Raw genomic sequence first — 25,633 nt, forward strand, 5'->3', positions numbered from 1 at the left:
TTTCTTGATGACAATATTGCCGATGCCTTTTTGTACGGCTTCACTCAAGGTGACGACTAAATCAGCAGCAACTGCAATATTAGTGGCGTTGTCTGCAGGGGTGAAACTGGCGGCTGTCGGCGCTGTGGTGTCAGCTACGGTAATCGTTCCATAGGTATTACTATTATCAGTAGCAGTGGTACTGGCATTTGTGGCAGAATTACTACTGTAGGTCACTCCTGATGCTGTTACGGTTGCACCAGCGTTCACGAAAATAGCACCGCTTTTACCCTGACCGGGCTGAGCGCTAAATCCGCCCGCACCTCCAGTGGCGCTGTTGTTATTAAACGTGGCATTCGTTAGCACCAGAGAACCATTGCGAAGGAAAATGGCTCCGCCTAATCCAGCTCCGCCGCCACCGCCAGCGTCGTAACCATTGCCGCCGAAACTGCCTCCTAAGCCACCGCCGGTATTCCCGCTACCACCACCACCACCAAAGCCACCATTACCACCAAGGCCGTAGGTAGAACCGTTAGCAGCAACGCCCGCATTACCACCACCCCCACCGAATCCTCCAGAACCGCCTTGACCCGATACACCGCTAAACTGGCTAGCACCACCGGCACCGCCGCCACCAAAGTCACCTCCTTGACCGCCGTTGGTACCATTAGCATTGACAGCACTGAGGCCACCGCCGCCACCCCCACCGAACCCTCCGTTGCTAGCAACTCCACTATTGCTGGTTGTGCCGCCCGTGCCGCCGGTGTTACCAAAGAAGCTACTGCCACCACCGGTACCCCCACCAGTGGTGCCATTAGTCCCAATGTCACTAAATCCGCCGCCACCACCCCCACCACCAGGTTGGTAGCCACCTGAGCCACCGGCTCCGCCGAAGCCGCCACCACCACCCAAACCATTAGAAGCGCCTCCTTGACCGCCTACTGCCTGGTTCTGGGTAAAGGTAACATTATTGATGGTTACTTGAGCGGGCAGTGAAGTTCCGTTGCCATTGATAAATAATGCACCACCAGCCCCTAGTCCACCACCACCGCCAGCAGCACCATTGCCACCATTGCCGCGTCCGCCATGCAGGGTGAGGTTGCTAAAACTCACTGTGCCTTGGTTAACAAAGAACAGGCGCACATCACCGTTGTCATTAATGCCATTATTATTGGCATCCCCACTTATCTTTACGAGGTTCAGCCCAGTCCCCTGAATGCTCACACTGTCATCGACGATTAGTTGCGAATTGAGGCGGATGGTTTGGGAGGTGTTAAATACACTGGGATCGAAAACAATGGTGTCTGCACCCGTCTGGGTGTTGGCTTGGGCGATCGCCTCGCGCAACGACCCCGCCCCACTGTCGTTGGTGTTCGTCACGGTAAAGGTGGCAAGTACCCCGTCATACTTCTGTGATCCTTGTGTCTGAAAAGCTATGGGAGTCTCAATGTTGCCGGTGTTTACCTCCAAAGCCCAGTCGCCACCTAATGCTGCATTACCGGTCTTGTTGGTAGATGCTGCCACATCCGCCCCTGTGATTTGACTCAGGCGCTTTACGAAGTTTTCTCCAACTTCTCCGGCTGCTACATCGCATCCATAAAGTAGAATATCCCCATTTGCTGTCAGCGCACTTCCCCACTGTTTTATCTGAGCGCTAAAATTTTCTAGGTTATTGTCATTGAGTACGTCTGCACCGAGTTTTAAACTGCCTTCGCTGCCGTGAGAAACTATATGAACTGCTTCAATATCTTTTTGATCTGCCAAGGCTTTAGTAATTTGGTCGATCGCGCTGGAATTTTCATTTAAAATCACAATTTGAGCGGGATCGATGCCTTGGATCAGGCTTTGATAATCTTGTACAGAGGAGTCAACGAAAATAATTTGCTTGTTCGCGATTGGTAGGTTCATAATTCCTGACATCCTTGATATCTATATATTGTTTACATCCAAGTCTGGCCGGGGTTGAAACCCCCGCCTCAAATCTTAAGTGCTCCCTATGAGGACTGAAGAATTGATTAGTTCTATTGCTTAAATAAATCGGGCGGTAAAATTGTTAGCCCGTTCCGCTGGAGGATTAAATAACCTGGAAACATCCAAGGCGTTACCGCGAATTAGTAGCTCGATACAGTCCATAATTCAAGCGATGTTTGTGATACAGAACATCACTTTGGCTTCGGGAAATAGTGCCAGGATTAATGACAGTTTGCTGCATCACAGGCGATTGGTGTCCCCGATCGCTTCTTTTTCAGCTTGTGGCTGGTAGTCAGCCGAAAAGATACTCATAATCAGCGTCGGTTTGAGTTCAGGGGAAATAAACACGGAACACTGATTGTTTTGGGTCACGGCTGACAGCATTCGATCGACTGGCGCCCCCAACAGGGGAAGTCATAGCGCTGTAAAACCGGGGATTTTGTCGTAGTAGTGCAGCCAGTAAAGTAGAGCCTGAGCGGGGTAGTCCTGATACGAAGTGGGCTTTCACTGGCTTCGCGTGGGAATGAATGTAGATAGCATAGATGCAAATTTAATATATCATACTAAAGACATATTTTTTATACCATATTTTTATTTAACACTTGGCAACACAACATCCAGGTTTACGATATCTTTACAATCTAGAGATCGTGGGTTGGCTTTCCCTATCTCTATCGTTGCTTCGGGCCCCTGCCTCTGTAAAGTCGGAAAAGTCGGATCTTAAAGTCGGAAAAGTCGGATCTTTGCCATGAGGAGATAATTTAGATATCCAAGAGAGGCTGTGGGTATGAGGGATTATTTTTTTTAGCGGAATTTTATTGGCTATTTTGCCAGACAGCATAAAGTTTGACGATATCTTGAGAATCTAGACATCGCCCTTGTTAATTACTCTGGAATTTTTGACCGCAGATGTCGGCGGATGTACGCAGATGGACGCGGATGAGTGTTGATGTGGATTTAAGGACGATCGCCCTTTTTGGTATTTTGTGTACTTAAGGGCGATCGCACTTTGTCTCAATTCCCTAAATCAGTCTCCAATTTCGGATATTTATTTGCGAAAACGGCCCCGAATGCGATCGACAAACATATCAACTTCCGGCAACTTCATTTGACTGACAAACAGGGCAAAAAGCCCTAACCCTACAAAACTTGCCACACTCAACTGCACTAATTGAATTACCAAACCTTCAGTACCCAAAACTCTTTGACACGCTTGCAGAGTAGCCAAGGTAACGAAAGCAGTTAGACAACTGCCAGAAGTTAACCCCAGAAAAGGCAAACTCCACTCCCCCCAAGGCAGGCCGCCCAGCTTTTTATCTAATAAGTACAAAAGCATAATCATCGAAACAAGATTCACTCCCACCGTCGCCAAAACTAATCCGGGCGCGCCAAAGGCTCCTACTAACAAATAATCCAAAAGACCGTTTAAAAAGATATTGATAATACTGATGCGAAAAGGCGTTTCTCCGTCTCCCAAAGCGTAAAATACCCGTACCAAAACGTCGCGTCCCAAATACACAAACATTCCAATACTGTAAGCCATCAATATCGGCGTGACAAACTCCGAGGCCGATCGATCGAAAGCATAGCGTTCGTAAACCACGCGGACGATCGGCCCGGCAAGTGTTACCATTAAAGCGCTCAGCGGCAGCATCGTAAGGGCCGTCAAAATTAAAGATTGACGAATTCGAGCTTTTAATTCCGGCCAATCTCTGGGATCGGTGAGGCGAGAAAATATGGGGAGAAATGGCACTAAAATTACATTAGAAATGATGCCTAAAGGCGTCATAACTAACAAGCCACTGTAACCCATCGCAGAGGCAGCTTGAGGGATGTAGGATGCGAAAAATAGGTCAGTATAAACATTAATTTGCAGCATTCCTGATGATAAGGTAGCAGGAAGCATCACCTTAATTACTTCTTGCACTCCCGGCCGTTTAAAATTAAACCGCAAGCGCAATGTTCCCAAGCCGGCGCGCCACTGTGCCGCTAGTTGCACCAACCACTGCAAAACTGCGCCCGCTAAAGTTCCCCAAGCTAACACTAAGCCGCCAATTAGTGCGAATTCTGGCTGAATAATTTTGTTTCCGATTTGCAGTGCGAGAATCCCCAAACCGCCGACAAGTGCAACGCTGGAAAATAAAGGGCTAATCGAAGGCAACCAGTACATATCGGCAGCGTTGAGAGTGCCGAAACCAATTCCAATTAAGCCTGAAAGTAATGCCATCGGTGCCATAATCCGAAATTGCTGGACGGCAATTGCTTTAATTTGTAAACCTTCGGCTGTTCTATTTAATCCCGGTGCCACCAAATCGATCAGCGGATCTGCAAAAATAATTAAAGCGATCGTCACCAACAGCAACAAGCCCCCGACTAAGGTGGTGATAGTCTCGACTAAGGGTGCTGCTTCTTTTTTATCCCGGCGGGCTAAAACACTGACTATGGCGCTGTGAAATGGCCCGTTAATCCCTCCCAGCAAAATAAATAAGAAACCAGGGATGACGTAGGCGTAGTTGTAGGCATCGACGGCGACACCGACTCCAAAGGCTGCGGCGATCGCAATTTGGCGCACCAATCCAAAGACTTTGCTAATTAGAGTGGCGACTGCGACAATGCCGGCAATCCCTGCGAGGGAACGAGATGGCTTCTGTAATTGGGACACAAATGGTTACAAACGCTAGTGCTAAAAGGATTCACTTATTTTAATCGCGAATCGGGAGAATCATATCATGAACTCATAAAACTTCTAGGGGGAATAGCGCTGATACCAATTTTATCGATATTACTGACTTGCGGAAATTCAATAATCGATCGGGGCTATTCGTGCTAACTACAAACCGCCATTTCGTGCTATGATGCGTCAATCTAAAATCTACAATCTAAAATCTACCATTTAAAAATTATGAAATAAATGAGTTGCTCAAAGCAGATAAATAACATATAGTTGATAACTTATGATCGATTGTGTTAGCTCCCAGACTTATTTAAAAAGTTCCGAGCCAGGTATTCGGTTATAGGTAAAATCTAAAATCGAGAATTTAAAATCTAAAATCTAAAATCTAAAATCTAAAATCGAATGACTGACTTAATTTACAAATATCCTCCTCTTTTACCCGGCATTCTCATCAAACGTTACAAGCGATTTTTTGCCGAAATCGAACTAGATTCGGGAGAAATAATCACGGCGCACTGTCCGAATACTGGCCCGATGACTGGTGTTTACATTCCGGGCAATCCAGTCCTAGTATCTCCCAGCGACAATCCTAAACGCAAGTTAGCTTATACTTGGGAATTAATTAAAGTTTGCGACACTGTGCCAACTTGGGTGGGAGTTAATACTGGGCTGCCAAATCGAGTAGTTAAATTAGCTTTGGAATTGAAATTGTTTCCAGAGTTGGGCAATTACAGTTTAATTCAACCGGAGGTTGTTTACGGCACTGATAAAAAAAGTAGAGTGGATTTTTGGCTAACTGGTGAGGAAAAACCGATTTTTCTGGAAGTGAAAAATACAACTTGGGTAAAAGAGGAGTTGGCTCTATTTCCCGATACAGTGACGGAGAGGGGACAGAAACATTTGAGAGAATTGATAGAAGTGGTGCGGCAGGGTTCGAGGGCTGTAATGCTGTATTTTATTAATCGCGGAGATTGTACGGATTTTGCTCCGGGGGATAGTGCCGATCGCCTTTACGGAGAATTGTTCAGACAGGCGATTAGTGAAGGTGTCGAAGTTTTGCCTTGTCGGTTTGATGTGACACCGGAAGGCATTCGCTATTTGGGGTTAGCAAAACTGGATCTACCAACCCCTAAATGATTGATTTATTTAAATTGCCTGCATTTCTCGATCGATCTCGACACTAGCCACGCCCGGTACGCTCTTTAGTCCTTCTAGCTTCGATTGAGAAACTTCTCCAATAACGATACCAATCACAGGCAGTACCTCATCCACTTTCATTCCCGCCGATTCTAAGGCAGTGACAACCGATTGAATTACCGATATGTTTTGGTCGTCAACACTCACTATGATGCGCTGTACTTGGTCGTCAGACATATTTAGCATCCTTTGGAGCAAATCCATTGCGCTATTGTAAATTGTCTTCTGTTAGATCCCCGCAGGCTTAAAGTGCTGCGGGGATTTGGGTATTCTGCATTACGGAGCTTGTACTAAACCGCTTCCGACACGAGTATTTGGCAAGGGTAGCGCCATAGCATAGGAAGTCAGCAATTGCCAAAGTTCAGCACCTCGTTTACCAGTCGATTCGGCATACAGGGCCGCGAGCCCAGCCACGTGCGGTGTAGCCATGCTAGTGCCATTGTAAGCAGCATAACGCCCTTGCTCCATAGGCACTGATGAGTATATTTCCACTCCCGGAGCGGCGATATCGACTTTAGCCCCTGGAAATATGCCAGATTTAGCCGAGAAGTCAGCCACTGCCTCGCAGTTATCGATCGCTGCAACAGCCATAATCGACTGGCTATTGGCTGGTTGTCCGACGCTTCCTCCGGTTCGTCCGTTATTTCCGGCGGCTGCCACGATCAGACACCCATTTTGCAGCGATCGGCGGCCGACAGTTTCGTAAGCAGTAGACGGTGTTCGAGTGGGGTTTCCTAATGACATCGAGATCACTTGACACCCATTGGCGATCGCCCATTCCATCCCGGCGAGAATCCAGCCACTAGCGCCACTACCGGCATTGCTCAACACTTTACCGACATAAATGGTCGATTCGTAAGCGATCCCGTACCGCCGGCCGTTCTGATCCTTGAACCCGCACGCTGTCCCAATGCAGTGCGTGCCATGACTGTTGACATCTTGTACGTCCTCCCCAGGCACGAAGGACTGCGATACGATCGATCGGCCCGCGAAGTCAGGATGCAATAAATCCATCCCCGTATCCAGCACCGCAACTTTCATTCCGCTACCAGTCAGCAGAGAATTCATCACCTTCGTTGCCTTCAAACCCCAAGTAGACTTGCTATCATCAGCAAAACATCGTGGTTTCTGGATTTCTGCTACCTCTGTATTAGTGGCTTTGTCGTACAGGTTATCCACCGCATCGCGATAGCCCCGCAGGTAATCTGCCGACAACCCATCGCCAATGGCGTAGAAAGTGCGCTCTGGTTCGATCGCCAGAATAGCCGAATCCTCTCCCGCTGATGTCATGACGCTGCTGAAAGCCTCTTCGTCTAAGGAAACAACGGCAACGCCGAGAGTAGGAAACACCGCTCCCCCTGCAGCTTCAATTTGGCTCAAGTCTAGAGCAGAGTCCGCGAAATCGGAAGCATTTGCCAGTCCTCTGATACCAGTTTGGTCGCTCAAGAGGTCTAATCCTTCTGTCACTGCATCTTCGCCGAAAGTAATAATGTAACGCCCTGTTGTTGCATCGGCTTGGGCAGTTTCTGGGATGGGAAAACTAGGTTGTTGAGACATAAAATACCTCTTATTGAGTATTTGACGGTTTGACTGGGATGAGAAATCTCTGACAGCTTTTATGACATTGATTTCTCTTCAGGTTGAGTTGTCGAAATTAAGCTGTCTTGCTCCTGATGAAACCCGGTTTTTTTTTGTTAATTCAATTAGCTTTGGATAATGCGTTTATTTGCAAAAGAGAGTTCTTTAATCCCAAGGCTGTTTCATTTTCCAAATCTAAGCTTGCAAGGGCAAGTGACAAAACTGACTTAATCTAATTGCTGCGAAATTCTCATTGGTAGGACTTACGCTGCATTCCTTCTATTTTGACACTATGTGTACTTGTATGGTGCTCTTCGGCGCACCATACAAGTACAGTCTTTGCATAAGTCGTATAATAACAGTGGCTAGCTGTTAGTTACCAGTCGCATAATCGAGGGACTTGCATAAATTTTATTTTTGTGTTAATCGAAGTAGAGGCTATTGTAGAGATTGGCGATCGGCGAAAAAGAAAGTGACAGTCAATCGACTTGAGATTTGAGATTTAAGATTGAAGAAAATGTTTAGTTGATAAATTACCTGTCAACATCAGGCGATGTTTCGCTTACAATACACTATGTAGCATCAAATAAAAAAGAGCGATCGCACTATGGGAATGACCCTGACCGAAAAAATCTTAGCCAAAGCATCGGGCCGCACTAAAGTCGAGCCCGGAGAAAATATTTGGGTAGAAACAGACGTGTTGATGACCCACGATGTCTGCGGCCCCGGCACTATCGGCGTTTTCAAACGCGAATTCGGTGAGAATGCTAAAGTCTGGAACCCAGACAAAATCGTCCTCATTCCCGACCACTACATTTTCACCAACGACGAACGCGCTAACCGTAACGTCGATATTCTCCGCGATTTTGCGAAAGAACAAGGGATAAAATACTTTTACGACATCACGGATCGATCGGACTTCAAAGCAAATCCCGACTACAAAGGAGTTTGCCACATCGCCCTAGCACAAGAAGGCCACACCAGACCAGGGGAAGTGCTGTTCGGCACCGATTCCCACACCTGTAATGCCGGCGCTTTCGGACAATTCGCCACCGGTATCGGCAATACAGACGCGGCTTTTATCATGGGAACCGGCAAACTGTTAATCAAAGTTCCCGCAACCATGCGCTTTGTGTTCAACGGTGAACTGCCGGATTATTTGTTAGCAAAAGACCTAATTTTGCAGATTATTGGTGATATTAGCGTTGCGGGTGCTAACTACCGGACGATGGAATTTGCCGGCGATACAGTTGAGCGTTTGACGATGGAAGAACGGATGACGCTGTGCAATATGGTGATTGAAGCTGGCGGTAAAAACGGCACGGTTGCGCCCGACAAAACTACGTTTGATTACGTTACTTCTCGGACTGACAAACCCTTCGATTCATTTTACAGCGATGGGGATGCTAAATTTTATAGCGATCGCACCTACGATGTCACCCAATTAGAACCAGTCGTCGCCAAACCGCACTCTCCCGACAACCGCGACTTAGCGCGCAACTGTCGCGATGTCAAGATCGATCGAGTTTACATCGGTTCCTGCACCGGCGGCAAAACCTCCGACTTTCTAAATGCCGCCCGCATTCTCAAAGGAAATCAAGTCAAAGTTCCGACGTATTTAGTACCAGCAACTCAGAAAGTTTACGAAGATTTGTTTGTCACAAAATACGATGGTCAAACGCTTTCGGAAATCTTCTTAGCTGCCGGCTGCATCGAACCCGCAGCGCCTTCTTGCGCCGCTTGTTTGGGCGGCCCGAAAGATACTTTTGGGCGGATGAATGAACCAGAAATTTGTGTATCTACAACTAACCGGAATTTCCCCGGCCGCATGGGGAATAAAGAAGCGCAAGTTTATCTAGCTTCGCCTTACACGGCCGCGGCTTCGGCGCTGACTGGGCACGTCACAGATCCACGCGAATTCCTGTGTTAGAAGTTGCTTTCTACCAGTTGTAGGGTGCGTCAGACTTTCACTCTATAATTTATCGATGGTTTGGGATATGACGCACCTTATATTATGTTCGATCGATTAGTTTCGATCTGGGCGGGGGCGGGTTTATTGTATTGTCGATTCTAGGCAAATACTATTGGTGAACCCGCCCCTACAAGACATGGAATGAGATTGTAACCGATCGATTTATCTTAAATTAAATGAACAAGCTAGGTGAGATTTGAAAATAATCGCCGAGTGCCTTAGCTTGTGCTTTGCTAATTGATCGCTTGCCATTCACAACTTCAGATACTACGCCGCTAGATCCAATGATACCTACCAAGTCTGCTTGGCGGGTGCCGCTGGATTCCATGATATGTTGCAAAATCTCATGAGGTTCGGATTTGTCTATCGGATAGTTTTCTGTCTCGTAAACTTCTATCAAAGTGACTAACAACTTGTATAAAACTTTCTCCTCTGGAGTGAGGTTTTTAGCAAATGTTAGCCTTTCTGCAACTGCCAGGAGGCGATCGTATTCTTCCTCAGTTTCGATCGCCTTGGGAGCAATTTCTGCGAGCAAGTTGCTGTAAGTCGTTCGGTCAAAAGTTAGGGTCATTTTTCCATTTTTCTTGGTCGTAGTCAGAGTGGGTTAGGAAATATTTGTAGAAAACAGTTTGGTTCTCATAGTTAATCCCAACAATCAGGCGATAGTCGTTGCCTTTGATATTAAAGACGGTAAAGTTTCCTACTGCTTCGGCATCCCGATAAATTTTGCGAACATCCTCCAAATTATGCCATTCCGCTTTGTTGACAGTTTGTTTCCAAATCTCAATTTGGTTTTTGACATCCGGGTACTTGGCAGCATTATTACGGAGGTTGCGGAGCGAAATTAGGTGCATTTGTTTTTAGCTTTTTAGTGGTTTTGTATTGCATCTCTTTCGCTTCCATAACGTGGCTTATTCAATCACTTTATACAGGACTTACTCACAGATTTTATCTATAGCAATCCTTGCAAGAGTCGTAAACTTTTTACCCCACCCCAACCCTCCCCTTGGTAAGGGGAGTAAGAAATTCACAAATGATTTAGGATTGCTATATAGAGCGATCGCTGTCCACCAGAACTCTACAGGTGATCTCAAAGTTCGGTTATGCAGGGTAATACCAAATCCGGGTTAGGCATCCCCTTTATTGACCAGGAATTTCAAAGGTGGTACCCGCCACGTGATTTATCCGTGGAATCAATCCAAAATCGAAAATCGAAAATCCTCAAGCCCCCGCATTTATCTCGCGCAAGTCAATCGAAAATCGAAAATCGAAAATCGAAAATCGAAAATCGATTGACGGAATATTTATAACAGGGGTGGTAAACTCGGATTTGGTATAAGTCCTGCTTGTATACTCATACTCTCATTTTGAGAGGTAAGTGTCAAGGGTCGATCGGGTAAACATTTTTTAAGCTGCGTAGGTGAGTTGTGTTTGTGCAGTACGCACTGTGCACCCTACTTGAATTGACAGGAGATTTACTTTGAAAACACTATTTTTGGCTTGGCAAAGCCCGGACAGCGGTTCTTGGTTTCCGATTGGTCGATTGATATTTAACGGTAAAGAATACCAGTTCAATTATACAAATGGTGTTCTAGAAGCTAAACTTAAGTGCGGGTTTCAACCCTTGCCATCTTTCCCGGATTTCCATAATGTTTACACTTCACAGAAACTGTTTTCGTTGTTTTCTAATCGAGTGATGGCCCGATCGCGCCCTGAGTACCCTGAATTTGTACAGTGGTTGAATATCCCTGAACATGAACATGACCCAATTGCTTTATTGGCGCGCAGCGGAGGCAAACGGGCAACTGATAAATTTGAGGTGTTCCCTTGTCCCGAACCAGATGAAAATGGACGTTACTGTATCCATTTTTTTGCAGATGGACTGCGATACCTTTCAAAGTCGGCAATTGAACGGATTAATCGGCTTCAAGTGGGCGAACTTTTGTATTTAGCCCACGAATTTAAAAATCCGCGCGCTTCCCGTCTGCTTCTGTGTACTAAAGATCACTGGATTGTCGGCTATTGTCAGCGCTATCTTGTGGATGATATTTTTGAAATTATTTTGCAGCATCCAGAATTGGTTTGCGTACAAGTCGATCGCGTCAATCAACCCCCAACGCCGCTACAGTTCCGCTTGCTATGCAAGATGACTGCCGATTGGCGAGACTTTCGCCCCTTCCAAAGTCGGATGTACCAGCCGATTAGCAATGATGTTTTAGCTGCAAGTGCGATCGGATAATCAGCAACAATAAGTAAAATTACGATCGCAGAATTAGGGAAGAAGCCAAGTTAATTGTTGTGAATTGAATACAGAAGATTGCACAATTTATACAAATAATTAGCTTAATCTTGACATTTTTTACATAATAGAGTATGTTTGAGCTAATTTATCGATTCCTAATTTCGCATTCTCAGTTAAGTCCATACAATTTCTGAAAATTAGAGCTACACATTGCTAATGATTTTGATTAGTATTGTTGCGCTAAGTGAAACAAATCCGAGTTCTAATTTTTATATTTAGAACTCGTATGGGTGTAAAATTAACCGATTAGAAAATTGAGATAATTGTGAGTATGAACAAAAAAATAAAGATTGGGGTTGCTGAAGCTTTTGGTACTTTTGTGTTGGTATTAGGTGGATGTGGCAGTGCGGTTTTAGCTGGAGATAAAATCGGCTTTTTGGGAGTTTCGATCGCCTTTGGTCTATCCCTCTTAATCATGGTTTATACGATCGGCCCTATCTCTGGATGCCACATTAATCCGGCGGTAAGCATCGGTTTAGTAGTTGCCAAACTGATCGATGCTGTTTTGCTTCCTTATTATATAGGCGGTCAGATTGTAGGGGGAATTTTAGGCGGTCTGGTTTTGTACTTGATAGCATCAGGAAAACCGGGTTTTGATGCGGCGGCTTCGGGATTTGCGTCTAATGGTTTTGCAGAACATTCTCCCACGGGTTACGGACTTTTGGCAGCAGCTTTGACGGAAATTGTACTAACTGCTTTTCTGTTATTTACCATCATGGGTACTACCCATCCCAAATATCCCGTCGGTTTGGGCGGAATTCCCATCGGCTTGATGCTGGTGTTGATTCATTTAGTCGGAATTCCCATAACCAATACTTCAGTTAACCCAGCTAGAAGTATCGGTGTCGCACTTTTTCAAGGCGGATGGGCAATCCAACAGTTATGGGCGTTTATTGTATTCCCTGTGATGGGTGGAATTATCGGCGTTTTGGCTTATAATTTCATTAAACCCACTCTGGAAGAAATTTGAGCGAAAATCATAAATAAACCGGGTTTATTGAATTTTTTAGGGTGGTAGAATTCATCCGGCAACTTAAGAAACCCGGTTTGTCGATCGCACAACTTGATAAAATTGCAAGTATATTGCAAGTATTCGGTAAATAGGTGCCATGATTACGATCGTGATGGGAGTCTCAGGTTCTGGCAAAACTACTGTTGGGAAGTTGCTGGCGCAATCTCTCAATTGGGATTTCAGGGATGCCGACGATTTTCACCCATCAGCTAATATCGAGAAAATGAGTCGGGGCATTCCTTTAGAAGATGCGGATCGCCTTCCTTGGCTATTACAATTGCAAGCTACAATAGACAGGTGGCTGTTAGAAAATAAAAATGTGGTTTTGGCTTGTTCTGCTTTAAAAACATCTTACCGCGAAATGCTCTACCGAGACCAACAGCGGATGAAGATAGTTTATCTAAAATGTTCTTTTCAGCTATTAGCCACCAGGTTAAAAACTCGCGAAAACCACTACATGAAAGCAGACTTGCTGTTAAGCCAGTTAGACAGTCTCGAAGAACCTGAAGATGCAATTATCATAGATGCTTCGCAGCCACTAGAGTTAATCGTGCGCCAAATTATATCATGTCCGATCGATCGCCCATAATACCATTGCCGGGGCGGGTTTTTGAGATTGTCCGTTTTTGGCAAATATTATTGGTGAACCCGCCCCTACAGGAATCAGGGTAATCGATCGGACATGATATGATGTGCGGTTAATTGCCCCCAATAAAACCTATAATACTAAATCGAGCTTAAATACCAGTTTATTTCTTAGTCCCTCTTAACTAGGGCAATAATTTGTATAGTAGCTATTTCAAACGGCGAGTCTTAGCGAGGGTTTTTAACTCGGATTTAGTATAACAGTATTTTTTTCCTAGCAACCGAGTTTATGAACCAAAATTAGCCCCCTTTCCGTTTCCAGACTGATAGGTTGGCGGCCCTAATTTTTGTACAAATATAAGAAAGCTTCTACTTCAGCCGCAGTAGGTTGAGATATAATTGCCCCCGGTTTCATCGCTGTCATCGCACCTACCGCACTGGCATAAGTTACAATTGTTTTGGCTATTTTGGGGTCGGCTAAATTCTTAATTCCATGCTTGCACAACTGTCGCACAAAACCAGCCAGAAATGCGTCGCCTGCACCTGTTGTATCCTCAACATCTACTGTAAATGCGGGGATTTTTCCTTCATTTTCCGAGATACAATAAGCGCAACCTTTCTCGCCTGCTGTCACCAAAACGCCTTCTACGGAATCGAGACGGTAGGTAATAGCTCCAGCATCGGTAGTGTCAAACAACCATTCGGCTTCTTCCTCAGATAACTTGACAAAATCAACTTTTTTTAATGTTTTTCTAATGCGCGCTTTTGCTTCGTCTGGATTTGGCCAAAACACGGGACGCCAATTGATGTCAAGTATAATTTTAACGTCGTAGTGTTCTGCTAGTTCGATCGATCGGGCGATCGCCTCTCGACTTTCAGGATAAGCTAATTCTAAAGTACCTAACACTAAATATTCGGCATTTTCAAACAGCACTTCGGGTAGTTGTGCAGCGAGGAGGCGCGTGTCTGCAAAATCGGCCGTATCCAATTCGCCAAAACCGGCAAAAGATCGATCGCCCGCTTCATTCCGCAAGACATAAACTTGCCGCGTCGGCGCACTTGGATGTCGCTGCAATCCAGCAATATCAACCCCTACTTCTTGCAATACCTGCACTAGGGAATTCCCCAATTCATCCCCACCTACAGCACCGATAAATCCCGCCGCCGTCCCTAATTTAACCAAAGCACAGGCAACATTAGCAGGAGCACCGCCGGGATATGCCGTCCAAGATTCTACCTCTTCGAGAGATACTCCTGGTTTGTCTGCTAAACAATCAAATAAAACTTCACCCAGACACAAAACGCGAGGATAAGTCATATCTATTTTAGATTTTAGATTTTAGATTTTAGACCAGCAGTAGACAGGCCAATAATTATTTTTAACCCATCCCAGAAAAATTGCAAGCTATTTTTTAATAGCTGCTCCTATAATACCAGACTTATTGATACTGGCAGTTACTCGCTCAACGCACAAGTGCAGTGCGGGCGTATCAGTTGTTTTACCTGAAAACATCTGCGGGTTTGGCCCGGATGTCAGATGCGCGCAGGTAAAGGGCTCACCCGCCACCGGAAGGGTGCCAGCAGTGCAAGTCGGTGCGCGTCATGCTGTGTCAGCGCTGGGTTTGCACTCTTGGCGATTCTGCAGGCGAGTTGGTGCTTCGGGCCCGAAAAAGTAGCACAGCAAATTTAATTTTCTCTTCATACTCGATCCCTCATCCTTTAGAATTGTAGATAGGTAAATATGCAGACATAGGAAAAATTTATGAGTGGGATTGTCTCTGGGACCCCTGTCACCCTTTCGGACAGAGAATTGCAAGTGGTAGAGTTAGTAGCAGCGGGATTGACTAATGAGAAAATCGCCGAAAAGTTAGAGATTAGCAAGCGTACAGTTGACAACCACATTAGCAATATCTTGAACAAGACGCGGGCTGACAATCGAGTTACGCTTGTACGCTGGGCTTTGCAGTGGGGAAAGGTATGTTTGGACAATATTAACTGCTGTCCTCTACCGCGGCCGATCGATAAAGAAGTATCTTAAGTAGGGGTTCTGGTTGGGAACAGGCAAAGAAATGATGCAAACGGCACAAGAAAAACAACTCCGCTATCAAATTCAAAGCCCTGGATTGCCGCTGGCGGTGTATCGCGAAGTGGCGACCCATTTGCGTCAAGTTGAAGGGGTGCAAACCGGTTTAATTCCGCAGCAGTCGCAGCGGTTTGATTACTACGACAGCCAAGTTGGGGGTTTGTGGATACAGTATCCTGAAGGGTTCGATTTGGCAGGTCGCGAGCGGGTCGATCGCATTTTGGCTTATTATGGCGATCGTTACGGAGCCTGGGAATTATTAAGTCATTAGTTATTGGGAATTGTTAGCTGTTGACTGTTGACTGTTGACTGTTGACTGTTGACGGTTAACTAATAACTAATGATTAATAACTAATGATTAATGACTACTAACTACTGACTACTGACTAACAAAATGAGTGCAATTAAAACTTTACCGGGAACGCGGGATATTTTGCCCGCTGAAATTCAATATTGGCAAAATATAGAAGAAGTCGCTAGAACCATTTTAAAAAAAGCGGCTTATCGGGAAATTCGGACGCCGATATTTGAACAGACATCTTTATTTGAACGCGGCATCGGAGAAGCTACCGATGTCGTGGGCAAAGAAATGTACACTTTTAAGGATAAGGGCGATCGATCGACAACTTTGCGTCCAGAAGGCACCGCCGGAGTAGTCCGAGCTTTTATTCAAAACAGTTTGTACGCAGCGGGAGACGTGCAGCGCCTGTGGTATGCGGGGCCGATGTTTCGCTACGAACGCGCGCAAGAAGGAAGACAGCGGCAGTTTAATCAAATTGGCGTGGAAGTCTTGGGGAGTGCGAATCCTCGTGCGGATGTCGAAGTAATTGCGATCGCCTGTGATATCCTGCAAACACTCGGTTTAAAAAATTTGCGCCTCGATATTAATTCTGTCGGAAATAAGCAAGACAGACAAAATTATCGGCAAGCATTAATAGATTATTTTACACCGCACAAAGACGAATTAGACGCCGATTCTCAAGACCGCTTGACTCGAAACCCGCTGCGGATTTTGGACAGCAAAAATCAGCGGACTCAAGAAATTGTAGCTGGTGCGCCGAGTATTTTGGAATATTTGGGAGAGGAATCGCGAGATCACTTCGAGCAAGTGCAGCAAATGCTCACAAATTTAGGAATTAGCTATCAGTTAAATCCCCGATTAGTGCGCGGTTTAGATTACTATACTTACACCGCATTTGAAATTATCTCCGACGATTTGGGAGCGCAAGCAACAGTTTGCGGAGGCGGCCGCTACGACGGTTTAGTAAAGGAATTGGGCGGCCCAGATACGGCGGCAGTCGGTTGGGCAATGGGTATCGAAAGGTTGATTATCCTGCTGCAAAAGTTGCAACCTTTGCCCGCGCCGAAGTTAGATTTCTATTTGGTATCCAGGGGCGATAAAGCAGAACAGCAATCCGTATTGTTAGCTCAAAAATTGCGAAGTGCCGGGTTTAGTGTCGAGATAGATTTGAGCGGTAGTGCTTTCGGGAAACAGTTTAAAAGAGCCGACAGAAGCGGTGCAGTTGCGTGTTTAGTTTTGGGAGATGCGGAAGCTGAAAACGAGACGGTACAATTGAAGTGGTTGGCGAGTGGTGAACAAAGTGCGATCGCCCAATCGGAACTACTAGCAATGACAAACGAGCTACAGCAGAAGATTATAGCTGCATATTAAGTCCGGCAGGGAATGAATTCCCTGCCTCAAAGCTAAAGTCCTCTGAAGAGGACTAATTATTTTAACAGTCTTCTTCTCAGTCCTCTTCAGAGGACTTTAGCTATTAGCCAGGGGTTTCAACCCCTGGCGGACTGTCGGCTTAAGTCGTTACTAATTGGCTCTGCCCGGTAAGGCATATCCAGAGGCTCTGCCTCGTCATTAAGCCATTAACATTAATCCCAAAAACCAAGAGATATAATTTAAACATTAAAACATTTAACCTCTGATAAACTATGTCTGTAGCAACTAAAAATTATGAAACAAAACTCACAATCACCTGGCCGCTACTACCAGAAGATTTCCAACTACCAGACGACCCCGTGGAAGACGAAAGCCAACCCTTATTAGCCGCCGCTTTGCGCCAGCCGCTAACAGGATTTCCTGAATTAATGCAGGATGCCTTAATTGTTTCCAACTTTGCCTTGTGTGCCGGCATAAGTTTCCCAGGTTCAAGCAGCGACGAACAGCGTATTATCTGCAAAGCACCAGATTGGATGTACGTGAAACCCGTCAATCCAAAAAATGTCTCGCAAGTCCGCCGTAGTTACACGCCACACACAGAAGGAACCATCCCCCCAATCGTGATGGAATTTCTTTCAGAAACCTATGGAGAAGAATACTCTGTAGAGTTTACCTCGCGGGTGGGAAAGTGGTTTTTTTACGAGCAAGTAATCAAAGTCCCCCGATACGTCATATTCCGAGCAAAAACAGCTCATTTAGAAGTTTACGCTTTAGAATCAGAGCGTTACAACTTGCAAAAACCTGATGAAAACGGACGTTATTGGATACCGGGATTAAACCTATTTTTAGGTATTTGGGAAGGAACACACGAAGGAAGGACAGGCTGTTGGTTGAGGTGGTGGAATGCAGAAGGCGAGTTGTTGCTTTGGTCGGAAGAAAGAGTAGAACAAGAACGCCAGCGGGGCGATCGCCAACGCCTCCGCGCTGAAAAATTGGCCGAAAAACTGCGTCAAGCGGGGATCGAGTTAGATGATGAAGAGTGAAATATCAATTGATGAGTCGAGTTAGACTATATTTTGATATAATTAGTATCTTGTGGTGCTAGCATTCAGCCAGCCCTTGTCCTACTGCGAACTAATATGTTACTCGAACGTCTCAAGCCGATCGCCTGGAAAAAAAAACCCCAACTGATTTCATTATTTTCCGGTTGTGGCGGTATGGACTTGCCATTCCACAAAGCCGGATTTGAAGTAGTTTGGGCGATCGACTCCAATAAATACGCCTGCAAAACTTTCAGCAGAAACATTGCTGATGTCATCGTCAACGACAGCATAGAAAATATAGACATTGCACAAGTTCCCGAAGCAGAAATATGTATAGGAGGGTTTCCTTGTCAAGACTTTTCCATGATTTGGAAACGCCCCGGACTTGAAGGAACCAGAGGCAATCTATATACATACTTTCTCGATTTTGTCAATAAAAAACAGCCCAAAGCTTTTGTAGCAGAAAATGTCAAAGGCTTATTAAGTGCAAATAATTATCAAGCAATAAAACAAATAATTTCTGACTTTGAAAGTATCGCTCCGGGCTACTTAGTCAAGCCCAAACTCTACAACTTTGCTGATTACGGAGTTCCGCAATTTCGGCAAAGAGTGTTATTAGTTGGCATTCGGATGGATACAGGATTTAACTTTGTGCATCCTCAGCCAGAATACGGACAAAATCGTAAATATCCCTATCGAACGGCAGGTGAAGCACTCAAAAATGTGGAAAAAGTGGAACATAATCAGGAACATCAGAAAATTCAGCCTCGAACCATTGAAATTTTGAGTCGAATTAAACCAGGAGGGAATTTTACTGATATTCCCAAGGATAGTCCATATTATGTAAAAGGCATGATCAGTCACGTTTATCGGCGAATTCATCCAGATAAACCCTGTGCTACAATTATTGCTGGTGGTGGTGGCGGTACTTGGGGATATCATTATCCCGAACCGCGTTCATTGACAAATCGTGAAAGAGCTAGGTTGCAAACATTTCCCGATAATTTTGTTTTTGAAGGTTCTATTACTGAAGTAAGAAGACAAATTGGCAATGCAGTTCCGCCAGATGGAATAGTTGACGTTGTTGAATCTCTGATTCCGCTATTTAAAGGGGATTATCCGAAAGTAGATTTATACACGTTAAATCACAAGTTGCAAATGATGTCAATTAAGGAACGATTAGAACACGCAGAATTAGAGGCTTCAGAACAGCAATTACAATTAACATTTACTTTTTAGTGAAGTGAGGTAACTCAATGTCCCTACCTGTCATAACTCCCGCAACGCCCTATGTGGACATATCTTTATCAAGAGTTGATCGACAGCAGCAATCAAATCTCAATACTTTTTTTGGCAAAGGGCGCGAGAATAAATCTACTGGTAAACTTATCCCAAGAGATTGGTACGAAGTTGAACTTATTGTGGATGCAAAAACAATAAGTGATCCTATTTACCCAAAAGGTGATTTTATCGTTCATACAGATGATGGTTTAACATTTGATTGCCAAACTCAAGGAGCAAATTATAAAAACTTTAGATCGAAATATGATTTAAAAATTTTAGGACGTTGGATTAAAGGCAAGCTAGAAAAAAGTGGTGCTCTGAAACAGTTTGAACCTGTTACAAGTCAGACACTTCAAACCTATGGGAGAGACTATATCCGTTTATATAAACTATCGGATTCTGAATACTACCTAGAGTTTGATGTTTCTATTCACTATAAAATGCTGAAAGAAATTCACCTAAAATGGGTGGGAACAGCTCCCCAATTTGATGTTTACTTCGCCGAAAGACTCAACTTATTTACTGGAGACAATGGTCTTGGTAAAACTTTTTTGCTAGATGTTGCTTGGTGGGTACTAACGGGAAACTGGGTTGATCAACCTGCTTGGCCTCAACAGGTAGAGGGAAAAACACCAGAAATTACCTCTGTGTTGAGTCATCAGAGAGATTCTGAGGAATATCGTAGCCTTTTTAGTCTTTCAGATCAGAAATGGCTGAATCTGCGAAGGCCTCCCTTGTTAAGAAGCTTAATCGTTTATGTCCGTGTTGATGGTGGATTTTCAGTTCTTGACCCGGCTCGTCAACACTCGAGTATTTATCACTTTACTTCCGATCATCTTTGGAATGGGTTAAGAGCCGATAATAAAGTTCTATGTAATGGTTTAATTCACGATTGGGTGAATTGGCAGCGACAGGCAGATATCTCTAAATTTGAAATATTTTCTTCTGTGATTCGACAACTTTCTCCCCATGCAGATGAATGGATGGAACCGGGGCTGCCAACACGGGTTTCTGTAGAAGATACTCGTGATATTCCTACCCTGGATTTCCCTTATGGAAATGTGCCTATTATCTACACATCAGCAGGAATAAAACGAATTTTAGGACTTGCTTACTTACTAATGTGGACTTGGTATGAACATACGCAAGCATCTAAGTTGCGGCAGCAAGAACCTATTGATAAAATAATCTGTTTAATAGACGAGGTTGAAGCTCACTTACATCCAGCTTGGCAACGATCGATTCTTCCTGCGATATTAGAAGTAGCTAAAGGTCTTAAGAATGAAATGAAAATTCAGCTAATAGCTACGACTCACTCTCCTCTTGTCCTTGCCTCAATTGAGCCTGATTTTGATGAGGAGCAAGATAAGTTATTTTTGTTTGAGTTACAAGGTAAAGATGTAACTCTTAATGAAGTTCCTTGGGCAAAACAAGGAGATGCTGTTGGCTGGCTAACTTCAGATATTTTTGGGTTAAAACAGGCTCGTTCCCGCGAAGCAGAAATAGCGATTGAGGCTGCGTATACTTTCATGCGAGGAGAAAGCATGGAAACTTTTCCTGAATACCTCAGAACTAAGGAGCAAATTCATCAGGAACTCCTGGGAGTTTTACCAGAACACGATCGCTTCTGGCCGCGATGGATTGTGAGCACCGAGGTAGAGTAAAGATGATGCGATTTACTCCGCCACCCGAACCAGCGGATTTTGAGGAACAGGTGCGAAAAGCAGGCAATAATTGGTTAGTTAAAAATCCTAGTAAAGAACCAAAAGATTTTTGGTCTACCTTCAAACCTCAATTAGCTAAAGAGTTCCAAAATCTTTGTGGCTATTCAGTTATGTACATACCGAGTCGGATGGGTACTGTAGATCATTATTTGAGTAAAAGTAAAGCAGAAAATCGGCATTTGATTTATGACTGGAAAAACTATCGCTATGCTTTGCAACGGGTAAATAGCTGCAAAGGAACTTACGATAGACAAATTCTCGATCCGTTTGAAGTAGAAGATAATTGGTTTGAGATTATCCTACCTTCTTGTCAGTTGGTTTTGACTGAGGCGATTCCTTCCCACGAGCGCTATCGAGCCGAATTTACCCTCAAAAAGTTACAGCTTCAGAATAGTGAATGGGTTATAGAACAACGTCAGGAGTGGTATCGGATGTATCTAGAGAACGAACTTAATTTAGAAGGGTTAGAAAAGAAAGCGCCTTTAATCGCTCGTGCGGTTAAAAAACAGCTTAATTAGTTAATAATCAATCTAAAATAATCAATCAGGCACCATCAAACCCTTCAATATTCTCCCCTTTTCCTCCTCCCTCAACCCCTTCGACTGCACCAAAACCCCAAAACCCCCCAAACCCATAGGATCGATCAACTCATGCAAAGCCTCCCGGCGCCGCAAAAACGTTGCCACATCCAATACTTCCGCATCATTTGTTGATAGAGAAGCAATACGATCGCCCAAACCCAACGCCATCAAAAACAAAGCCTGCTGAGTAAACCCTACCACATCCAAACCGCACACTTCACCCTGTCTTTCCAACGCCGTAAAATTAACATGAGCCGTTAAATCCTGCCGGCCCACATTAATATAAGGATTGCTGTGATATCGGTGGCGATAATAACACTGTAGCGTCCCCTCCCTGCGCCTCGGATTGTAATAGCGGTGCGCCGGATAACCGTAATCAATAGTTAACAAATATCCCCGCTGCAACTTTTGAGCAACTGTACTCATCCAGTCCAAAGCCGCCAAATTCACCTCACTGCGATAACCATTCCCATAACCACTCGCCGACAAATCGATGCCCACCAAATCCAAATAGTCGGCAATTTTAGGGGTGGAAAGTTCGCCAACTACCTCGACAAATTTTATTTCTTCTTGTATATTTTTGGGGGTTTCGGCGGCAACGTAAATCTCCCTAACTTGCGCTTGTTCCAGAATAAATTGATGCACGGGTAAAGCATCTACTAACTCATTAGAAAAGAAACAACCGACAATTGAGTTATTAACTATCTCATCCCAATTACACCACTTGACACACTTGATATCGGCTAACATTTGCCGCTGTTCCGCTTGGAGTACAGGGGAAAGTTCAACAATAATGTATTCTAAAATATGAAAGAAATCGGGATATTGTATTTGCAGATATTGCAGCACATTTTCGGCAAAATTTCCCCGCCCAGCGCCCATTTCTACGATCGCGAAATTTTGAGGTTTGCCTAGAATTTCCCACATTTCCACAAACTGCTGTGCCAAAACCTCCGCAAAATCAGCACCCCAATGAGACGACGTGATAAAATCGCCTTGTTTGCCGATCGACTGTCGATCGCTATTATTATAATATCCGTGCTGCGGATGATACAATGCCAAATCCATATATTCAGCAAAAGTAATACGCTGCTGGGGACTGGCGGCAATTCTTTCGCAGATTAAAGCGCAGAGTTCCGGGTTACTATCGTTAATATCTGGTTGCTGGGATGTCATAATTTTATGAGGCACTTAATCAAGCTGAACAAAATCATTCGAGTAGTGCTATAAACTCTTCCCTTGTGAGTTCTGCATCCCGCAGTATCTTGCGGAGTAAACCTCTACCTATGGTTTTGCCAGCATGGACAGGAATCGTTACTACCCGTCCATCTGCATGGATCATTCGCACATGACTGCCCTTTTGTCGAATCGTCTGAAAGCCTGCATTTTCTAAGGCGCTAATAACTGTATTTCCTGTTAAAGCTGGTAGTTTGGGCATTAAATCATCACCCTTTGAATACCTACAAATTCAGGTAATTTTTCATTACCCTCTTCTTCTAAACAAAGTGCAATAACTTCTTTAATATTGGCAATCAACTCATCAATAGTCTCTCCTTGGCTATAACAGGCTTTTAGCTGTGGGACTTCCCCGACATAATAGCCATCTTCATCTCGTTCAATAATGACGTAGAACTCTTGCTTGCTGACATTCATTCTGCAACCTCTTTGTTTTTTAAATTTTACTATATCATTATTAACAGTCAGGGCTTTAGTCATACTCGTTTAATAACTAAAGCCCTTACTGCTAACAGGGGGTCTACCTGTCAACCGAGCCCATAATAATGTCGATACTCCCCAAAATTGCCACCAAATCCGCAATTTTCACGCCGCGCACAATGTGAGGCAAAATCTGCAAATTATTAAAATCGGCAGCCCGAATCTTCCAGCGCCAAGGAAACACACTATCATCCCCGATAATATAAATCCCCAACTCACCCTTGCCGCTTTCAACGCGGACATAATGTTCGCCCTTGGGAATCTTAAAAGTCGGGGCAACTTTTTTGCCAATAAACTGATAGTCAAAACCATTCCATTCTGATTTTGGCCCGCTTTCTAAGCGCTTCGCTTCCAAATTCTCGTAAGGGCCGCCAGGGAGTCCTTTCAAGGCTTGATAGATAATCTTAACAGACTCGCGCATCTCCCGAATCCGTACTAAATACCGGGCCAAACAATCGCCTGCAGCTTCGGTACAAACTTCCCAGTCGAAGTCGTCATAACATTCGTAATGGTCAACTTTCCGCAAATCCCAATTTACGCCGGAACCGCGCAACATGGGGCCGGAAAGTCCCCAGTTAATCGCTTCGTTGCGAGAAATAGTACCCAAGCCTTCAATCCGGCGGCGGAAGATTGGATTGTTGGTAATTAAACGTTCGTATTCGTCAATTTTGGGAACGAAATAATCGCAGAAATCTTGGCACTTATCTACCCAACCGTAGGGCAAATCGGCGGCGACTCCGCCGATGCGGAAATAGTTATTATTCACCATGCGATAACCTGTGGCTGCTTCCCACAAGTCGAGAATGGGTTCGCGATCGCGCATAGTATAGAAAAAAGGAGTTTGCGCGCCCACGTCCGCCAAAAACGGCCCTACCCACATCAAGTGGTTAGCAATCCGGTTCAACTCCAGCATAATTACCCGAATATAACTAGCCCGTTTGGGGACAGCAATATTCGCCAACTTTTCCGGTGCATTCACTGTCACCGCTTCGTTAAACATCCCCGCAGCGTAGTCCCAGCGGCTAACGTAGGGCACGTACATCACGTTGGTGCGATTTTCGGCAATTTTTTCCATCCCCCGGTGCAGATAGCCCAAAACTGGCTCGCAGTCCACCACATCTTCCCCGTCCAGGGTGACAATTAACCGGAGTACCCCGTGCATGGATGGGTGGTGCGGCCCCATGTTGAGCACCATCGGTTCGGTTCTAGTCTCAATTCTTGACATAATTAAATGAATTAATGATTACTAGCTATTGTTGATTTTTGTTTGGCTTTTATGATTATGAAGGATATCGAGCTCTCTGAGAAGGAGACCCTGGGATCAGATGTGAGTATTGACACCTATCACGTTCCTGTTTTGGGTCAAGAGTTAATTGCCGGTTTAGCTGTGCGTGCAGGCGGACACTATTTGGACGCGACGCTTGGGGGTGGCGGACACACGAGTTTGATTTTAGCGGCGGCGCCAGATGTTACAGTGGTGGCGATCGACCGCGATGAACAAGCCATCGGTTTTTGCCAAGCCCGATTTGCCAACTCGCCCGTTGAGTTTTGGCACGGCAACTTTGCTGAATATCAGTCCCCAGAGGCTGAATTTGATGGTATCATAGCAGACTTGGGCGTCAGCTCTGCTCAGTTCGATACACCGGAACGAGGATTTAGTTTTCGCCACCCAGCTCAACTAGATATGCGTATGAACCAGCAGCAATCTTTGACGGCAGAAGAGATTATCAACCACTGGGAAGAAGTTAAACTAGCAGATATTATTTACAGGTACGGCGAGGAGCGACTGTCGCGGCGCATCGCAAGGCGGATTGTGCAAGGGCGCCCTTTTCAAACTACAACAGAACTTGCAGGGGCGATCGCCTCCAGCTTCCCCCCCAAGCAGCGCAACGGCAGAATCCATCCTGCCACCCGTACTTTCCAAGCTTTAAGGATAGCTGTCAACTCCGAACTCGCTTCTTTAGAAACTTTCCTCAACCAAGCGCCCAGGTGGTTAAAACCAGGTGGGAGAATCGGAATCATTACATTTCACAGTCTCGAAGACCGACCAGTCAAGCACCAACTCAGAGGAACACCCAGTTTGCAGGTACTGACAAAAAAGCCGATCGTCCCACAATCCGAAGAAGTCGCTAGAAATCCCCGCTCTCGTTCTGCTAAGCTCAGACTGGCAGAAAGAATAACTTGATTCGGCAGTAGTAATATGCTTGCTGCAAAAAGTTCAGAGATTAGGAGGACTTGGATGCAGCAATCAAGTACGATT

The 25,633-nt window shown here is 44.9% G+C and carries 25 protein-coding genes; 13 read left to right on the forward strand and 12 right to left on the reverse strand.

What is annotated here, in order from left to right; all coding sequences use genetic code 11:
- The 3 genes from QUB26_RS22535 to murJ all read right to left on the reverse strand — a co-directional run.
- Positions 1 to 1,887 (reverse strand): DUF4347 domain-containing protein (locus QUB26_RS22535; protein WP_333319820.1); only part of this gene is annotated, 1,887 nt, incomplete at its 3' end.
- A 303-nt stretch (positions 1,888 to 2,190) separates the two neighbouring features.
- Positions 2,191 to 2,334: a hypothetical protein gene (locus tag QUB26_RS22540; protein ID WP_333205302.1), complete on the reverse strand. Its 144-nt coding sequence runs from the start codon at positions 2,332 to 2,334 to the stop codon at positions 2,191 to 2,193.
- A 664-nt stretch (positions 2,335 to 2,998) separates the two neighbouring features.
- Positions 2,999 to 4,612 carry a murein biosynthesis integral membrane protein MurJ gene (gene murJ / locus QUB26_RS22545; RefSeq protein ID WP_333319822.1) on the reverse strand — a complete coding sequence of 538 codons (1,614 nt, stop codon included), beginning with the start codon at positions 4,610 to 4,612 and terminating at the stop codon, positions 2,999 to 3,001.
- Between the two features lie 414 nt (positions 4,613 to 5,026).
- On the opposite strand from murJ, the gene sfsA reads away from it, so the two are divergent.
- Positions 5,027 to 5,761 (forward strand): DNA/RNA nuclease SfsA, encoded by a 735-nt coding sequence (sfsA, locus tag QUB26_RS22550; RefSeq protein ID WP_333319824.1) that lies wholly within the window; start codon positions 5,027 to 5,029, stop codon positions 5,759 to 5,761.
- Between the two features lie 9 nt (positions 5,762 to 5,770).
- Here sfsA and QUB26_RS22555 read toward each other — a convergent pair whose 3' ends face one another.
- Positions 5,771 to 5,998, reverse strand: coding sequence for a hypothetical protein (locus QUB26_RS22555; protein WP_333240213.1), 228 nt, complete (start codon positions 5,996 to 5,998; stop codon positions 5,771 to 5,773).
- Positions 5,999 to 6,097: 99 nt separating this feature from the next.
- Positions 6,098 to 7,378 carry a S8 family serine peptidase gene (locus QUB26_RS22560; RefSeq protein WP_333240211.1) on the reverse strand — a complete coding sequence of 427 codons (1,281 nt, stop codon included), beginning with the start codon at positions 7,376 to 7,378 and terminating at the stop codon, positions 6,098 to 6,100.
- A gap of 628 nt (positions 7,379 to 8,006) precedes the next feature.
- On the opposite strand from QUB26_RS22560, the gene QUB26_RS22565 reads away from it, so the two are divergent.
- Positions 8,007 to 9,329, forward strand: coding sequence for a 3-isopropylmalate dehydratase large subunit (locus tag QUB26_RS22565; RefSeq protein WP_333240209.1), 1,323 nt, complete (start codon positions 8,007 to 8,009; stop codon positions 9,327 to 9,329).
- Between the two features lie 214 nt (positions 9,330 to 9,543).
- Here the strand turns inward: QUB26_RS22565 and QUB26_RS22570 are convergent, their stop codons facing one another.
- On the reverse strand, positions 9,544 to 9,942 hold the full coding sequence (locus tag QUB26_RS22570) for a transcriptional regulator (RefSeq protein ID WP_333154684.1): 399 nt from the start codon (positions 9,940 to 9,942) through the stop codon (positions 9,544 to 9,546).
- Entirely contained in the window at positions 9,926 to 10,225 is a 300-nt protein-coding gene (locus QUB26_RS22575; protein WP_333240207.1) for a type II toxin-antitoxin system HigB family toxin, read from the reverse strand. Before QUB26_RS22575 ends, QUB26_RS22570 begins: the two co-directional genes overlap by 17 nt.
- Positions 10,226 to 10,851: 626 nt before the next feature.
- Between QUB26_RS22575 and QUB26_RS22580 the strand changes: the two genes are divergently transcribed.
- The 3 genes from QUB26_RS22580 (at position 10,852) to QUB26_RS22590 (ending at position 13,274) form a co-directional block, all read left to right on the forward strand.
- Positions 10,852 to 11,610 (forward strand): DNA-binding protein, encoded by a 759-nt coding sequence (locus QUB26_RS22580; RefSeq protein WP_333240205.1) that lies wholly within the window; start codon positions 10,852 to 10,854, stop codon positions 11,608 to 11,610.
- A 334-nt stretch (positions 11,611 to 11,944) separates the two neighbouring features.
- Positions 11,945 to 12,643 carry an aquaporin Z gene (aqpZ, locus tag QUB26_RS22585; protein WP_333240203.1) on the forward strand — a complete coding sequence of 233 codons (699 nt, stop codon included), beginning with the start codon at positions 11,945 to 11,947 and terminating at the stop codon, positions 12,641 to 12,643.
- A 139-nt stretch (positions 12,644 to 12,782) separates the two neighbouring features.
- Entirely contained in the window at positions 12,783 to 13,274 is a 492-nt protein-coding gene (locus QUB26_RS22590; protein WP_333240201.1) for a gluconokinase, read from the forward strand.
- A 336-nt stretch (positions 13,275 to 13,610) separates the two neighbouring features.
- On the opposite strand, the gene QUB26_RS22595 is transcribed toward QUB26_RS22590, so the two are convergent.
- Positions 13,611 to 14,588, reverse strand: a complete 978-nt coding sequence (locus QUB26_RS22595; RefSeq protein WP_333240199.1) for a carbohydrate kinase — start codon at positions 14,586 to 14,588, stop codon at positions 13,611 to 13,613.
- A 444-nt stretch (positions 14,589 to 15,032) separates the two neighbouring features.
- On the opposite strand from QUB26_RS22595, the gene QUB26_RS22600 reads away from it, so the two are divergent.
- The 7 genes from QUB26_RS22600 (at position 15,033) to QUB26_RS22630 (ending at position 21,594) form a co-directional block, all read left to right on the forward strand.
- Positions 15,033 to 15,308 carry a photosynthetic electron transport-dependent transcriptional regulator PedR gene (locus QUB26_RS22600; protein WP_006633901.1) on the forward strand — a complete coding sequence of 92 codons (276 nt, stop codon included), beginning with the start codon at positions 15,033 to 15,035 and terminating at the stop codon, positions 15,306 to 15,308.
- 34 nt (positions 15,309 to 15,342) lie between these two features.
- Positions 15,343 to 15,624: a hypothetical protein gene (locus QUB26_RS22605; RefSeq protein ID WP_333083165.1), complete on the forward strand. Its 282-nt coding sequence runs from the start codon at positions 15,343 to 15,345 to the stop codon at positions 15,622 to 15,624.
- 123 nt (positions 15,625 to 15,747) lie between these two features.
- A complete protein-coding gene (gene hisS / locus QUB26_RS22610) occupies positions 15,748 to 17,025 on the forward strand; it encodes a histidine--tRNA ligase (protein WP_333240197.1) in 1,278 nt (425 codons plus the stop codon).
- A gap of 272 nt (positions 17,026 to 17,297) precedes the next feature.
- Positions 17,298 to 18,068, forward strand: coding sequence for a Uma2 family endonuclease (locus tag QUB26_RS22615; protein WP_333240195.1), 771 nt, complete (start codon positions 17,298 to 17,300; stop codon positions 18,066 to 18,068).
- A 96-nt stretch (positions 18,069 to 18,164) separates the two neighbouring features.
- The gene (locus QUB26_RS22620; RefSeq protein ID WP_333240193.1) at positions 18,165 to 19,307 is read left to right on the forward strand and encodes a DNA cytosine methyltransferase; all 1,143 of its coding nucleotides are present in this window, start codon (positions 18,165 to 18,167) and stop codon (positions 19,305 to 19,307) included.
- Positions 19,308 to 19,324: 17 nt separating this feature from the next.
- Positions 19,325 to 21,016, forward strand: coding sequence for an AAA family ATPase (locus QUB26_RS22625; RefSeq protein WP_333240191.1), 1,692 nt, complete (start codon positions 19,325 to 19,327; stop codon positions 21,014 to 21,016).
- 2 nt (positions 21,017 to 21,018) lie between these two features.
- Entirely contained in the window at positions 21,019 to 21,594 is a 576-nt protein-coding gene (locus QUB26_RS22630) for a hypothetical protein (protein WP_333319827.1), read from the forward strand.
- Positions 21,595 to 21,615: 21 nt separating this feature from the next.
- Here QUB26_RS22630 and QUB26_RS22635 read toward each other — a convergent pair whose 3' ends face one another.
- Genes QUB26_RS22635 through QUB26_RS22650 form a run of 4 tightly spaced genes read right to left on the reverse strand, consistent with a single transcriptional unit; the run spans position 21,616 to position 24,598 of the window.
- Complete coding sequence (locus QUB26_RS22635; protein ID WP_333319829.1) at positions 21,616 to 22,833, reverse strand: class I SAM-dependent methyltransferase; 1,218 nt, start codon at positions 22,831 to 22,833, stop codon at positions 21,616 to 21,618.
- A 34-nt stretch (positions 22,834 to 22,867) separates the two neighbouring features.
- Positions 22,868 to 23,095, reverse strand: a complete 228-nt coding sequence (locus QUB26_RS22640; protein ID WP_333240184.1) for a type II toxin-antitoxin system HicA family toxin — start codon at positions 23,093 to 23,095, stop codon at positions 22,868 to 22,870.
- Positions 23,095 to 23,373: a type II toxin-antitoxin system HicB family antitoxin gene (locus QUB26_RS22645; protein WP_333240182.1), complete on the reverse strand. Its 279-nt coding sequence runs from the start codon at positions 23,371 to 23,373 to the stop codon at positions 23,095 to 23,097. Before QUB26_RS22645 ends, QUB26_RS22640 begins: the two co-directional genes overlap by 1 nt.
- A 40-nt stretch (positions 23,374 to 23,413) precedes the next feature.
- Positions 23,414 to 24,598: an NAD(P)H-quinone oxidoreductase subunit H gene (locus QUB26_RS22650; protein WP_333056426.1), complete on the reverse strand. Its 1,185-nt coding sequence runs from the start codon at positions 24,596 to 24,598 to the stop codon at positions 23,414 to 23,416.
- 57 nt (positions 24,599 to 24,655) lie between these two features.
- Here QUB26_RS22650 and rsmH point away from each other — a divergent pair, with 57 nt between their 5' ends.
- Positions 24,656 to 25,558 (forward strand): 16S rRNA (cytosine(1402)-N(4))-methyltransferase RsmH, encoded by a 903-nt coding sequence (rsmH, locus tag QUB26_RS22655; protein WP_333240180.1) that lies wholly within the window; start codon positions 24,656 to 24,658, stop codon positions 25,556 to 25,558.
- Positions 25,559 to 25,633: the final 75 nt, after the last annotated feature.

Origin of the sequence: Microcoleus sp. B4-C1 (genome assembly GCF_036705285.1) — a bacterium.
Taxonomy (GTDB): domain Bacteria; phylum Cyanobacteriota; class Cyanobacteriia; order Cyanobacteriales; family Microcoleaceae; genus Microcoleus.

Coding starts and splice junctions, on each gene's coding strand:
- QUB26_RS22540 (WP_333205302.1), bottom strand. CDS start 2,334: ATGCTGTCAGCCGTGACCCAAAACAATCAGTGTTCCGTGTTTATTTCC.
- sfsA (WP_333319824.1), top strand. CDS start 5,027: ATGACTGACTTAATTTACAAATATCCTCCTCTTTTACCCGGCATTCTC.
- QUB26_RS22555 (WP_333240213.1), bottom strand. CDS start 5,998: ATGTCTGACGACCAAGTACAGCGCATCATAGTGAGTGTTGACGACCAA.
- QUB26_RS22560 (WP_333240211.1), bottom strand. CDS start 7,378: ATGTCTCAACAACCTAGTTTTCCCATCCCAGAAACTGCCCAAGCCGAT.
- QUB26_RS22565 (WP_333240209.1), top strand. CDS start 8,007: ATGGGAATGACCCTGACCGAAAAAATCTTAGCCAAAGCATCGGGCCGC.
- QUB26_RS22570 (WP_333154684.1), bottom strand. CDS start 9,942: ATGACCCTAACTTTTGACCGAACGACTTACAGCAACTTGCTCGCAGAA.
- QUB26_RS22575 (WP_333240207.1), bottom strand. CDS start 10,225: ATGCACCTAATTTCGCTCCGCAACCTCCGTAATAATGCTGCCAAGTAC.
- aqpZ (WP_333240203.1), top strand. CDS start 11,945: ATGAACAAAAAAATAAAGATTGGGGTTGCTGAAGCTTTTGGTACTTTT.
- QUB26_RS22590 (WP_333240201.1), top strand. CDS start 12,783: ATGATTACGATCGTGATGGGAGTCTCAGGTTCTGGCAAAACTACTGTT.
- QUB26_RS22595 (WP_333240199.1), bottom strand. CDS start 14,588: ATGACTTATCCTCGCGTTTTGTGTCTGGGTGAAGTTTTATTTGATTGT.
- QUB26_RS22600 (WP_006633901.1), top strand. CDS start 15,033: ATGAGTGGGATTGTCTCTGGGACCCCTGTCACCCTTTCGGACAGAGAA.
- QUB26_RS22605 (WP_333083165.1), top strand. CDS start 15,343: ATGCAAACGGCACAAGAAAAACAACTCCGCTATCAAATTCAAAGCCCT.
- hisS (WP_333240197.1), top strand. CDS start 15,748: ATGAGTGCAATTAAAACTTTACCGGGAACGCGGGATATTTTGCCCGCT.
- QUB26_RS22615 (WP_333240195.1), top strand. CDS start 17,298: ATGTCTGTAGCAACTAAAAATTATGAAACAAAACTCACAATCACCTGG.
- QUB26_RS22620 (WP_333240193.1), top strand. CDS start 18,165: ATGTTACTCGAACGTCTCAAGCCGATCGCCTGGAAAAAAAAACCCCAA.
- QUB26_RS22625 (WP_333240191.1), top strand. CDS start 19,325: ATGTCCCTACCTGTCATAACTCCCGCAACGCCCTATGTGGACATATCT.
- QUB26_RS22630 (WP_333319827.1), top strand. CDS start 21,019: ATGATGCGATTTACTCCGCCACCCGAACCAGCGGATTTTGAGGAACAG.
- QUB26_RS22635 (WP_333319829.1), bottom strand. CDS start 22,833: ATGACATCCCAGCAACCAGATATTAACGATAGTAACCCGGAACTCTGC.
- QUB26_RS22640 (WP_333240184.1), bottom strand. CDS start 23,095: ATGCCCAAACTACCAGCTTTAACAGGAAATACAGTTATTAGCGCCTTA.
- QUB26_RS22645 (WP_333240182.1), bottom strand. CDS start 23,373: ATGACTAAAGCCCTGACTGTTAATAATGATATAGTAAAATTTAAAAAA.
- QUB26_RS22650 (WP_333056426.1), bottom strand. CDS start 24,598: ATGTCAAGAATTGAGACTAGAACCGAACCGATGGTGCTCAACATGGGG.
- rsmH (WP_333240180.1), top strand. CDS start 24,656: ATGAAGGATATCGAGCTCTCTGAGAAGGAGACCCTGGGATCAGATGTG.